The organism is Portibacter marinus (assembly GCF_021533195.1).
GTDB classification, from domain to species: Bacteria; Bacteroidota; Bacteroidia; order Chitinophagales; family Saprospiraceae; genus Portibacter; species Portibacter marinus.
The window spans coordinates 163171-176219 of record NZ_JAJNKB010000004.1 but is presented as its reverse complement, the minus strand read 5'-3'; the positions used below and the strand labels follow the sequence as shown (position 1 = coordinate 176219).

At 39.4% G+C, this 13049-nt stretch carries 11 protein-coding genes; 4 read left to right on the top strand and 7 right to left on the bottom strand.

All coding sequences use genetic code 11. The features are described from left to right. Window positions 1-19 precede the first annotated feature (19 nt). Window positions 20-1789, bottom strand: coding sequence for an aminopeptidase P family protein (locus L2567_RS11790; protein WP_235297978.1), 1770 nt, complete (start codon window positions 1787-1789; stop codon window positions 20-22). Window positions 1790-2009: 220 nt separating this feature from the next. Between L2567_RS11790 and rpoN the strand changes: the two genes are divergently transcribed. Further along, window positions 2010-3488, top strand: a complete 1479-nt coding sequence (rpoN, locus tag L2567_RS11785; RefSeq protein WP_235297977.1) for an RNA polymerase factor sigma-54 — start codon at window positions 2010-2012, stop codon at window positions 3486-3488. Between the two features lie 31 nt (window positions 3489-3519). Here the strand turns inward: rpoN and L2567_RS11780 are convergent, their stop codons facing one another. The 3 genes from L2567_RS11780 to mtaB are packed head-to-tail and all read right to left on the bottom strand — an operon-like array spanning window position 3520 to window position 6643. Next, window positions 3520-4281: an SDR family oxidoreductase gene (locus L2567_RS11780; RefSeq protein ID WP_235298169.1), complete on the bottom strand. Its 762-nt coding sequence runs from the start codon at window positions 4279-4281 to the stop codon at window positions 3520-3522. Between the two features lie 12 nt (window positions 4282-4293). Beyond that, window positions 4294-5310 carry a zinc-dependent alcohol dehydrogenase gene (locus L2567_RS11775; protein WP_235297976.1) on the bottom strand — a complete coding sequence of 339 codons (1017 nt, stop codon included), beginning with the start codon at window positions 5308-5310 and terminating at the stop codon, window positions 4294-4296. A gap of 7 nt (window positions 5311-5317) precedes the next feature. Further along, window positions 5318-6643, bottom strand: coding sequence for a tRNA (N(6)-L-threonylcarbamoyladenosine(37)-C(2))-methylthiotransferase MtaB (gene mtaB, locus L2567_RS11770; RefSeq protein WP_235297975.1), 1326 nt, complete (start codon window positions 6641-6643; stop codon window positions 5318-5320). An 82-nt stretch (window positions 6644-6725) separates the two neighbouring features. Between mtaB and L2567_RS11765 the strand changes: the two genes are divergently transcribed. The 3 genes from L2567_RS11765 to L2567_RS11755 all read left to right on the top strand — a co-directional run bounded on the left by L2567_RS11765 (window position 6726) and on the right by L2567_RS11755 (window position 10888). Beyond that, entirely contained in the window at window positions 6726-7817 is a 1092-nt protein-coding gene (locus L2567_RS11765) for an acyltransferase family protein (protein WP_235297974.1), read from the top strand. Between the two features lie 45 nt (window positions 7818-7862). Further along, window positions 7863-8471, top strand: a complete 609-nt coding sequence (locus tag L2567_RS11760; RefSeq protein ID WP_235297973.1) for a response regulator transcription factor — start codon at window positions 7863-7865, stop codon at window positions 8469-8471. A gap of 338 nt (window positions 8472-8809) precedes the next feature. Continuing rightward, window positions 8810-10888, top strand: a complete 2079-nt coding sequence (locus L2567_RS11755) for a T9SS type A sorting domain-containing protein (RefSeq protein WP_235297972.1) — start codon at window positions 8810-8812, stop codon at window positions 10886-10888. 79 nt (window positions 10889-10967) lie between these two features. Here the strand turns inward: L2567_RS11755 and L2567_RS11750 are convergent, their stop codons facing one another. Genes L2567_RS11750 through L2567_RS11740 form a run of 3 tightly spaced genes read right to left on the bottom strand, consistent with a single transcriptional unit; the run spans window position 10968 to window position 13046 of the window. Further along, a complete protein-coding gene (locus L2567_RS11750) occupies window positions 10968-11648 on the bottom strand; it encodes a response regulator transcription factor (RefSeq protein ID WP_235297971.1) in 681 nt (226 codons plus the stop codon). After that, window positions 11620-12414: a sensor histidine kinase gene (locus L2567_RS11745; protein WP_235297970.1), complete on the bottom strand. Its 795-nt coding sequence runs from the start codon at window positions 12412-12414 to the stop codon at window positions 11620-11622. Before L2567_RS11745 ends, L2567_RS11750 begins: the two co-directional genes overlap by 29 nt. After that, entirely contained in the window at window positions 12411-13046 is a 636-nt protein-coding gene (locus L2567_RS11740; RefSeq protein ID WP_235297969.1) for a hypothetical protein, read from the bottom strand. Before L2567_RS11740 ends, L2567_RS11745 begins: the two co-directional genes overlap by 4 nt. Window positions 13047-13049 lie beyond the last annotated feature (3 nt).

Here is a 13049-nt window from a genome sequence, read left to right as displayed (position 1 = left end):
ATTCGCAAAATATTCGTCCTTATATATGAGCACATTTAGACTTAAGCCACTCCTTTTCTTTTAGGTTTAGATGCGGAGAAAGTCGCTCATATACCCGACTATGATATTCATTTAACCATTGAACCTCCTCTCTAGAAAGCATAGGCATCAAAATTAAATCTGTTTCTATCGGAAAAAGTGTCAAAGTCTCAAATTTGAGAAAGCCTTTTCCAGCCTTCACAGTGAGCAGACAGTTTTCAATTCTTATTCCGAATTGATCTTCTTCATAATATCCTGGTTCATTGGTGGTGACCATAAATTCGTCGATGGCAACACGGCTTCGTGAGGCAATCCCGGGATAAAACCCTTGTGGCCCTTCATGTACATTTAAAAATGAACCTATTCCATGTCCTGTACCGTGCAGAAAGTCCATCTTGTTTCGCCAAAGGTGTAGCCTTGCCAGAGTGTCCAGTTGGACTCCTAAGGTGCCCTCCGGAAAAACAGCTCTATCCAATTCAATATTTCCTTTTAAAACCCTTGTATATGCATCTCGTTCCTGATCGGTGGGGACGCCAAAATACGTGGTTCTCGTGATATCAGTGGTGCCATCCAAATACTGCCCCCCACTATCCACGAGAAGCATGCCTTCACCCCTTATCTCTAAAGCCTCTTTTTCAGAAGGACGGTAGTGCACGATTGCCCCGTTACCTTTAAAACCTACAATTGCATTAAAGCTCTCCGAAAAGTAACCCTTTTGCTGACCTCGATATTCAGCAAGTTTTTGAACAAGATCATATTCTGTAATGCCCTTTCCTGCGTGCTCTTCCAGCCAACCATAAAATTTTACCAAGGCTACTCCGTCCTTGACCATAACATTTCTGAAATGTTGAATTTCAACTTCGTTTTTGATCGCCTTAAATTTTATAGTGGGTAGTGTATTATTTATTTTGTATTGTGTATTGATTGACTGATAAAGTGAATAGGAGATGGTATTTTCGTCGATTAGAATGACCGATTCGCTTTGCATTAAATTAAGATCTTTCCATATTTGATGGTAGGGTTGGATGTCAATATTTTCTTGAATGAACAAATCTTCTAACAGAGGATCGACCTTACCTTTTTTAACGTATAATGTGGCCTTATGCAGGGTTATCAGCGCATAAGCGTAGGCCACAGGATTAAATTGCACATCCCTCCCTCGAATATTGAATGTCCATGCAATGTCATCCAAGGTACTGATGAGATGGTGAGTAGCCCCGGCCTTCTTCATTTCTCCCCTAATGCGTTTGATCTTTGATGTTCTAGATTCTCCTGCAAATTCTATTTTATGTTCAAAAATGGGATCACCGGGAAGTGGAGGTCTTCCTTCCCAAATATCACTGATCAAATCAAAGCTGGTTTTCAATTCAATATTTTTAACCGCTAATTTTTTCTGATAGGAAGTGATCAGTTTTTTAGAGAATAATCTACCGTCACAAGCCACTAAATCACCTTCCTCTAAATGCTCCAGCAACCAATCGATGTATTGCGGACTTCCCTGGTTGTAAACTTTGTGTAGTTCAAATGGTCCATTCTTTAGTTGGCGTTCACCCTGAATAAAATATCGGGAGTCGGTCCAGACTCCTGCGAGGTGCTCTGTCACTACAGCTGTTCCAGCAGATCCTGTGAATCCTGAAACCCAGGCGCGAGCCTCCCAGTGACTGGCGACATACTCTCCTTGATGTGGATCACTACTAGGAATAATATATGCTTGTATGTGGTGCTCTTTTAGTAAATTTCTAAGACTGCTGACACGCTTACTAATTGACATATGTAAAAAAATTGATAAGTGTATTAATTTAATAATAAGTTAAAAATATATTACAAAATATTTTAATATGATAAATTTGGCTTTATATTTGCTTCTGCATTATTAGTTATACCTTCCTGCACAACTGAAAGTGTTAATTTAAACACGTAGCTTGTAGAACTTTACCTTTTAAGGAAATGTTAATATAAGCGGAATTTTAGTAAATCTAAATCCAATACCGATGCTAAAGCAAAGATTAAGTCAGAAAATGATCCAGAAGCTGTCCCCACAGCAGATTCAGGTCATGAAACTATTACAAATACCTACCGCTTCTCTGGATCAGAGAATTAAAGAAGAATTAGAGTCGAACCCTGCTTTAGAAGAAGGAGAAGAAGAATTTCAGGAAGTTTTTGATCTTGAGAAAGAGGATTCTGGCGAACAGGATTCTGACGACTTTGAATTAGACGATTACATCAATGAATACATAGAAGATGATCCTGTTTCTTACAAATTAAAAGACAACAGTGTATCGATCGAAGAGGACCGCAACATTCCTTATGCAGTGGAACGTTCTTTTCATGAAGAGCTAGAGCGGCAGTTGGGTTTGCTCAATTTTCAGGACGAACGCATGCAGAAAATTGCACAACAAATCATTGGTAGCATCGATGACGATGGTTACCTGAGAAGAGAGCCGATTGCAATTATTGATGACTTACTGTTTTCTCAGAACATAGACGCAGAGGTCGAGGAAGTAGAAAAGATGATCAAGAGAATTCAAAGATTTGATCCTCCGGGAGTAGCAGCAAAAGACCTTCAGGAGTGTCTGCTCATCCAATTGGAAGATAAAATAGACAAGGGTGAAGAAAATAACATTGAGGCCAAAAACCTTGCGCTCAAAATCCTTGAAGACTATTTTGAAGAATTCACGAAAAAGCACTACCAAAAGCTCCAAAGATCTTTATTTATTTCTGAAAGTCAACTGAAGGATGCGATTGACGAGATTCTGAAACTGAATCCGAAGCCTGCAGCGACCATTGACTCAGCCAGAAGAAATTCAACGCACTACATCGTTCCTGACTTTATCATTCACAACAGAGATGGAGAGTTAGAATTGACCTTGAACAATAAAAATGCTCCGGACCTGAGAATCAATGATCAGTATCTGGAAATGCTAAAGTCTTATAAGCATGCCACAGATGGACGCAGAAGTTCTAAGAAAGAGAAAGAAGCCATCATGTTCATTAAACAGAAGATAGATTCTGCCAAATGGTTTATCGATGCCATTCTTCAGCGACAGGATACCTTATTTAAGACCATGTATTCCATCATGCAATATCAAAAAGAGTATTTTCTGACCGGAGACGAACGTCGCATTAAACCGATGATCCTTAAAGATATAGCGGACATCACCAATTTGGATATTTCCACTATTTCAAGGGTAGCCAATAGTAAGTTTGTGCAATCTGAGTTTGGATCACGTAAGTTGAAGAGCTTTTTTTCCGAGTCACTTCAAACCATGGACGGAGAGGAGGTCTCCACATTGGAGGTCAAGAACATTCTGGAAGACATCATTGCTGCTGAAAATAAGAAGAAACCATTATCTGACGAGAAACTGAAGGATCATTTGCGTGGCAGAGGTTATAATATCGCCAGAAGAACAGTTGCCAAGTATAGAGAACAACTGAATATTCCTGTAGCGCGATTGAGAAAAGAGCTGTAATTTCGACAGCTCTTTGGAGAATTTCAACAGATTATCTGCCCATCCATCCTCCGTCTACCAGTAATATACTTCCATGCATGTAGGCAGCGGCATCGGAACAAAGAAATACGATAGGTCCTGCAAAATCTTCCGGTTCGCCCCATCTGCCGGCAGGAATTCTGCTCAATATGGATTTTGAGCGATCTTCATTATTTCTCAATGCTTCTGTATTATCGGTGCTAATGTATCCAGGTGCTATAGCGTTGACATTGACGCCCTTACTTGCCCATTCATTGGCGAAGGCCATGGTAAGTTGGCCAATGGCACCTTTGCTTGCCGCATAACCAGGAACAGTGATGCCACCCTGATAGGTTAGGAGTGAAGCAGTGAAAACGATTTTACCTGACCCTCTCTTAATCATCTCCTTGCCAAATTCTCTCGTTAGAATAAATTGTGCATTCTGATTTACTTCCACCACTTTGTCATAATATTCATCTGGGTGCTCCGCTGCCGGCGCCCGTAGAATGGTTCCTGCATTATTAACCAGAATATCGATGACCGGAAAATCTGCTTTGACGGCTTTAATGAATTGGTAAAGCGCTTCACGATTGCTAAAATCGCACTGATAGCTTTTAAATGTTCTTCCGCGGTCTTGTACAGCCTTTTCGACCGCACTTCCCGGTTTGAGTGAAGCTGAAACTCCAATAATATCAGCTCCTGCTTCAGCCAGAGCTTCTGCCATTGCCTTTCCAATACCTCTTTTACATCCTGTAACCAATGCAGTCTTTCCTTCTAAACTAAATTTGTCAAGTATCATTTTCTCATGTTATTTTTGGCAATCTAATAAAACTTTCATCCCCTCAGGGTTTTTTTCTATGTCTTCAAATGCTTTTTGAATTTGTGTCAATGGTTCCACTTTTGTGATCATTCTCTCAAAACCAAATTCATTTTTGGTAACCAATTGAATGGCTTCCTGGTAATCTTCAGATTCGTAAACCCTCACCCCCATTAATTTTAATTCTTTCCAGAAGAACTGAAACAGATCAATCTTTTTCGGCTCATTATGAATGGCCACAATGACGATTCTTCCTCTTAAACCCGCAATCTTCGTTGACTGGTTCAGTGTAGCTTGCACTCCTGCTACCTCGTACACCACATCCGCCATTTTTCCATCAGTACTGTCTTCAAGATACTGCTCCAATTCGGTTTCTAAGGGATTGATCGTCTCGAAACCCATCGCCTCCGCAAAAGCAATCCTGCTTGGATTGACTTCCGAGACTAAGACTCTGGCTCCTCTACTCTTGGCAACGATGGCAACCAATATACCGATAGGCCCACCGCCAAGTACAACAGCTACCTCCTCTTCTTGGAGCTCAGAAAGTCGCACATCATGACAAGCCACCGCAAGGGGTTCGATAAGTGCTGCCAATTGTAAATCCAGGTGATCAGGTAATTTGTGCAATGTAAATGCTGGCACATTCCAATACTGCTGCATCGCTCCAGGACTGTCTATTCCGATGAATTTCAAGCCTTTACTAATATGGCTCAAGCCCTTGTCTGATGCTCTTTCGTGCCTAGTATCCAGAGGTCGTACTACTACTTTATCTCCCACATCGAATCCATTGACTTCCGAGCCAAGTTCATCGATTTTTCCCGACATTTCGTGTCCGATGGTTTGAGGAAAAGATACGCGCTGGTCCATATTGCCATGAAAAATGTGCATATCTGTACCACATATACCACAGTAAGCCACCTTAATCCGGACCTCATCCTTCGCCGGAGTATCAAGGCTTTTTTGCTCAATGGTAAAGGTCTTTTGGCCGATATATGAAGTTGCTATCATTGGATTTTTAGAATGCTTCGGTCATCAAAGGTCTGGCAGTCACTAATCCACTCTCATCCAAATCTTCAAGCACTACCTTTCGAATTTCATTAGGCAGTACTCCTTTGCACTTCACTTTGATATAATTTTCCGTAAACCCTAAAGATCCTTCTTCAAAAATTACTGTCCGTTCTGTACCGATCTGACTCAGATAAAAAGCTCTCTTCTTCTTTTCAGAAAGTATTCTGAGCCTTTCATTTCTTTCTCTTCTGATATGCATGGGTACTGCACCCAACATTTGAGCTGCTCCTGTATTTGCTCTCTCTGAATATGTGAAAACATGTAAATAATTGATATCAAGATCTCGAAGAAAATGGTAGGTTTCCAGAAAATCTTCTTCCGTTTCTCCCGGAAAGCCGACGATAACGTCTACTCCTATACAAGCTGAGGGCATCAAATTTTTGATCTTAGAAACCCTGGATTGATAAAGGTCGCGTCTATATCTTCTCTTCATCAGGCCGAGAATGCGATCAGATCCGGATTGCAGGGGCATATGAAAATGAGGGGCAAATTGATCAGAGGAAGCCACATGCTCGATCACTTCATCTGTACATAAATTGGGTTCTATAGATGAAATGCGATAGCGCATCACGCCATCATGTTGGTCGATAGCCTGGATCAAATCTATAAACATCGCTTCCTTCTTTGACCGAACGCCTTCTATGACTTCAGTACCATTACCAAAGTCGCCCAGATTCACACCGGTTAGTACAATTTCTCTACTACCTGCATTTTTAATTTCTGTAATCCTTGAAAGGACATTTTCGATGGTATCACTTCTGCTTTTGCCTCGAGCAAGAGGAATGGTACAAAAAGAACATTTGTAATCACAGCCGTCTTGTACTTTTAGAAAAGTACGGGTTCGGTCTCCTAATGAGTAAGATGAAACGAAGCCATTGACCTCACTGATTTCGCCAGCCATAACCATACCTTTTCCATCAGCGTTAGCAAGATCATTGATGTAATTAAGAATATTAAACTTTTCGGCTGCTCCTAAAACCAAATCTACTCCATCTATTTCTGAGATTTCTTTAGGTTTAAGTTGAGCATAACAACCGATCACTACAACCTTAGCATCCGGATTTTTTTTTCTGGCTTGTCTGACCGCATATCTGCATTTTTTATCTGCAAACTCAGTGACTGAGCAGGTATTCAATATGAAAATATCGGCAGGTTCTTCCATATCGACAGTATGGTAACCTTCCTTATCAAACATCTGCCTGATGCCTGAGGTCTCAGAAAAATTCAATTTGCAACCTAATGTATGAAACGCAACACTGGTAGGAGTAGCCATTATCTTCAAATTATCAGGCTGCAAAGGTAAGTTAATCTAAACTTATTTTATTAATTTCCATCACTTCTTAAATTATGAGTGAATGAAAGAACGGCTACTGTCATTAGATGTATTCCGAGGTATGACGATTTTATTTATGATTATTGTAAATACACCGGGATCATGGAATTATGTATACGCACCATTAAGGCATGCCAATTGGGAAGGCTGCACACCCACAGATCTTGTGTTTCCATTTTTTGTTTTTATCGTCGGTTTGTCAATGGTTTTTTCTATTTCCCGATTGACAGGAAAAGACAAACCACAGGTTGCTTTGAAAATCCTTAGGCGGACTGCGCTGATTTTTTTGGTAGGTTTGTTCTTGAACTGGTTCCCTTTCTTTCACAAGCACATTTCAGAATTGAGGATAATGGGCGTCTTACAAAAGATTGCACTATCCTATGGGGGAGCAGCTTTTATCATTCTTTATGCCAATAAATACTGGCTTCCCTTTATTACTGCTTTAATATTGTTGGCCTATTGGGGATTATTTGTTTTTTTCGGGGGAGAAATCCCTTATGGACTGGAAACCAATATTGTGCGGATGGTAGATCTTAAAATATTGGGTGCAGATCATCTATATGGGGGTTTCGGTGTGCCTTTTGACCCTGAAGGCTTATTGGGGTGCATTCCCAGTGTTGGAACAGTTTTGATCGGTTATATATTTGGAAGAAGAATTCTCGAAGCTAGTTCGAAGCAAAGGTTGGTTCAGGAATATACCATTGGAGGAGTGATTTTAACGGTTGTTGGTCTTTTATGGGGCATGTCCTTTCCCATTATCAAAGCGCTCTGGACTTCCAGTTATGTACTTTACACGGCAGGGCTTGCACTGTTGTTTTTCTCCATCCTAATCTATATTATAGACATTCAAAATCTTAAAAAGTGGACTTATCCTTTTAGGGTTTTTGGGTTAAATCCATTGTTTTCTTACGCGCTGTCAGGGCTATTTGTCAAGCTCTTCATTTATGTCATTAAGTGGAATGGGACCAATCCTTTGGGATGGATGTATGCTAACGTTTATCAGCCATTCTTTGGAGATTATCTCGGATCCCTGGTCAGTGCCATTATGTACACGGCTTTCATTTGGTTTTTCGCATGGTTGCTGTACAGAAAGAAAATAGTGATCAAACTATAGGTTCAATACCCCAATGCCATATTGACCTAAACCAAAAAATATAAAATGTCAAATACAAAAGTGTTAATTGTAGAGGATGAGGCATTGATTGCTATGGATTTAGAAATGATCATGGAATCAATGGGCCACCATGTAGTTGGAATCACTGGAAATGGTGACGAAGCATTGGATATGATCGCGAATAGACAACCGGACCTGATCCTTCTGGATGTCAATATTCAGGGCCAGAAAGACGGAATAGAATTGGCAGAAATCATCAAAGACAGAAGTAAAAAGCCATTTATATTCATTACTTCTTACGCAGATAAAAGCACCCTTGATCGCGCAAAGCATACCCTTCCATATGGTTATATTCTCAAACCTTTTAGCGAGCAGGAATTAAAAGCGACGGTTGAAATCGCACTCTTTCGGTATGCTAATGAAAGCACGGATGAAGTTCCATCATTAAATACCATTAATCAAAACTTGATGTCCGAAATAACCGACAAGGAGTATGAAGTGATGGTTGATATTTATAATGGTTTAGCGAACCAACAGATAGCCTCTAAACACTTTATTTCCGTCAATACGGTCAAAACTCATGTGAAAAAGCTCTATGCTAAAGCAGATGTGCACAACAGAGCAGAATTGGTCAAATGGCTAAGTACTCAGTAAACATGGGAAAGTACATCTCGGTCACATCAGTGGTTTATTTTGCTACAATGAGCTTGCAATTTGCCCTTTCCATCATCAATGGTAGGGGTGGAGTCGTCAGGCGAATGCCAATCAAGACTCTGATCCGTCAAGCTTAAAATTGGAGCGCAGGAAAAACTCTATTTTGTAGGCAAGGACTGAGACCTTTTTATTATATCATTATTAATGTCCTTTCTGACACATAATAATGTGTGAAATACACAAGTAATTATTAAAGCAAAGAAAAGTGAGGTTTACTTGTAGATAGGTGTATATGTGGAATTTGGTGCCATGTTTATAGATAGAAGAATTTTATTCAGATGTACCCTTTTAAATTACTTGCCCTTATTTTGATTAGCTACCCCATGGCTTTTTTTGGTCAGCAGGAAGCTGAAATCATTTACAAAGAGCTGATCTATGGTACCAATCACGAAGATCACATTTCGAAAATTGGGGAGGTTGATTACTATTCATTCGAAGGGGCCTCAGGAGATGTTATCATGATTCGAATGAGAGATGAAACACTCGTAGATTCCTATATTAAATTGTACGATCCCGATGATAAAATGATTGCATCGGCCTGGAGTGATGGAGGGTTGGCTAAAATCAGAAATTTAAAATTACATAAGGCCGGAACCTATAGAATTCATGCATATGATAGAAACCACAACGACATAGGAAAGTATGGAATCAGTTTACATCAATTGAATAGCAATGGTTATGCAAAGCCCATACCGGAGATCATTAGTTTTGAAGATCACATCGAGGAAATCGTAGGAGTTAGAATGTATGAAATGCAGGCGGACAAAGGGGATGTTCTTTTTACTCAGATGAGAGCCAAAACCGTTCACCTGGAATGTGAATTTTTTATTTATGACTCCGAGGGTAATGAAATTTACAAGGCTGAAAACAAGGGTAGGCTTGCAACGGTAGGACCTGTGGAGGTAGAGAAGTCCGATCATTACACCATTGTTGTAACGGATCGTGGAGGAAATGATTTGGATAAATTTGGACTGACACACATGCTTTTGAATAAACATGAATCTGCGCAAAATCTAGTGTGTGGTGAAAATAAAAATGATCGACTGGACAAACTGGTGCAGAGAAATGCCTTTCGGATTCGTACGAGGCCTGGTCAGATAGCTTTAATAGAAGCCAGATCGAATAATATCGTGCTGGAAACTACTATGATGATCTATAACCAAGAAGGTCAGGTGGTGCGAAAAAAATCATCTACCAACAAATTAATCAGTGAAACGCTACCAGTTTCAGATACTGAACAATCCTACCTGGTGGCCGTATTCGATCGCAATGGCAATGATTTTGGCGACTTTGGCATTCAGGCACAATTCCTGGATGATAGTTATTGCCCGAGTATTTTGAATTGTTCTAATCAGGAGGAACTGGTTTATTTTGATGGACTGGCTCAGAATAAATTATTCTCCATTGAAGGTCAGAAAGGCGAGCCGATCCAAGTAGAATTGAAAGAAACCGAGCCATTATTGGAACCACATCTGAGAATGTTTGATCTCAATGGCAACATGATTGCAGAAGCTTATGATGGCGTGAAAGCCAAACTTAACGATTATAATTTTCCTTATGATGGTAAGTTTTTGATTTTAGCCAGTGATCGAAGTGGCAATGATCTGGGAGCATTTACCCTAAGCGCACCAGCTTCGTTGGAATCGCAAGTTGAAATTTCTGAATGTCAGACTGTTTATCCTGGCTATGAACCTTTATCCAGCGTCATTTTAGAAGCTAAAGCACAAGGAAATGGTTTATCATTCATGTGGAATACCGGAGTTACAACTTCTACCATAGAGGTTAGTCTTGAACAAAGCACCAACTACTCAGTCACAGTGACAAGCAGTTCTGGATGCAAAAGTGTGGCTGAAACATATGTGGAGGCCCTTAATGTTTCTTGTGGTAATGGAAATGGTGAGCCCAAAGTTGAGGTATGCCATGTCAAGAATAATGGAACTCATCAAACCTTATGTATCAGTATCAATGGGGTGGAGGAGCATCTTGAGAATGGAGTGGGTCATATTGGGTGCCATATGGGACCATGCGACCATCAATCTCCATGTGAGGAATACGATAAAAAGATAGCTGATGGTGAGCTGAAGACGAAAACAAGAGCGACTTCTCACCAGTTGCCCATCTTTCCCAATCCTACCAGTTCGGTGGTGAATATAAGTTTGAAAGAATTGACGTCTGAAGAAATTACTGTACAGATTTTTGATGCCAATGGCAGAAGTATAATGATGGATGTTGTAGAAAATGAGGGGCAGACATTATCCTATAATTTAGTGAACCTTAACCTGTCTAGAGGAACTTATTTTATCGCGATGTTTTCAGAGGACTTCTTTGAAACGCGTCCGTTAATCCTTCTAGAATAAACATATAACAACAATTGCAGAAAAAGCCCGATGGTTTTTAAGGGCATTTAGTGGAGGCCATTCCAATGGCTTCCATTTTTTATGAAGAGACAATCCGTTGCATCAGATCATCAATTTCCACTTTATAAATACCGTTTTCAATCGCGTAAATGATCAGGCCTGCTATATTTTTAGAGTTTGTTTTTTCTAAGAGGTGATTCCTGTGTCCTTCTACAGTTCTTGAGCTGATGAATAGTTCTTTACCGATTTCCTTTGCGGTTTTTTGCTCACATAATTTTTGCAATACCTCCTTTTCACGGTCACTCAGTAAATCACTTGCCATGGTGTACCTGTCTCCATGGATCATTTTATCACGCAGTAACTGAATGATAAAAGGGGAGTAATGAAATCCCATATTAATGATAGTATTTAGACCTTCTATGAGTTCTTTGGGTTTTTCATTCTTGGCAAAAAAAGATGCTGCTCCCAGTTCAATCATTTTGACAATTAAAGCTGGATCATAATGAGAACTCAGAATGGCTACTTTCATTTCTGCATTAATGCTCATGAGTTCTTTGAGTGTAGTGATTCCATCCATTACAGGCATGGATAAATCCAAAATGATCAGTTCAAACTCTGGAGTTGTACGGACCACTTGAAGGAGTTCTTTTCCATTAGAAGCTTCGCCTACAAATTCGAATTCTCCGAATTCAATTAGGATTCTTTTTAATCCTTCTCTGAATAAATTTTCATCATCCGCTAGAATTATTCTTTTGTTCATTGGGTACAATTAACTCAAAACATACTCCTTGTTCAGAAGGAATCTTTTCCAAATGAGCATGGAGAATTTGTATTCTGGATTCGATATTCATCATACCTAATCCATTTTCCTTTACGCCGTTACTAATCCCTATACCATCATCACTATAAGTAATGACCACACTGCCGTCTTTCGACACACAGTCTAAAGTGATCGCATCCGCACCAGCATGTTTAAGAGTGTTATTGCACAGTTCCTGTACGATTCTAAAGATATGCAATTTATTCTGTCCAGAGATATTATCTAGAATTTCTTTACCATTAACTTGCATAAGTAATTGATCTGACGTGTTTATACCTCGGGCCAAATCAATAATGGCTTCGCATAGTCCGAATTTTTCTAATATCGGTGGCATTAATTCGTGAGAGATCTTTCGAGAACGCTCTATCGATTCTGTCAAAGCCTGGCTGATCATATCCAAAATCTCAGCATTATCGCCATTCTGCCCCCTTAATTTTAACAGTTCAACATTGAGATTTACAACATTGAGCTTCGAACTAAGGTCATCATGTAGTTCCCTGGCGATTCTGCTTCTTTCTTTCTCCTGCGTTTCAATATTCTTGGCCAATAGTTGCTTTTGAAACTTCATTTTCTGTTGATGCCTCTTTTCTTTTTCAGCCAGGATTCGCTTCTGAGAAATATTGAAAAACAAAATGATGCTTATAATCAATAAGGTCATGACGATAATGACTATGATGATAAAAAGCGTCAATTGAGATTCTTTCATATTTTACTTTGCTCCAACTTTCTGTACTGCCAAAATCCTAAAAAATAAAGTAGTTGTGAAATGATATTCAATACAATATTGAAATACCAAAGATTTTTTTGGGTTTCTATCTCGAAAGTAGAAATGACATTAGCAAACAAATAAAGCACAAAGGAACCCGTAAAATTTAAAAGTAAGCCAAATAAGAAATATTTCATCGTTAATTCTGTTTGACTGACTTGACCGAAATTGATGTAAGTAAATAGGGTATAAAGGCTTAATACAATAATGATGAGATAGATCACCGTCTTGGCATTGGTATTGAACTCATCCAGTTCCTGAAAAAATATAGAATTGACGGCAATTAGCAGGATTCCTAAAATAATGACAAAAACCCATTTCTTCGAAGCATCGTGGGCCAGTATAAAGAAACAGGATAAGAGTGCAAATTCTAATACGGTATAAATGGGCATCAGAAAGAGATTGTTGCCGGCACTTGCCGTGAAATAGGTGACAATCTCAGCTAGAGCTGAAGCGATGATAAAAAGACCGAAAGTATTGACAATAGGATTTTGCTTATTGACCCAAATCAGATAAAATAGTGCATTGACAACATTGGCAGTAATAGCAATTTTAAAAATCAGATCAGACAAAAG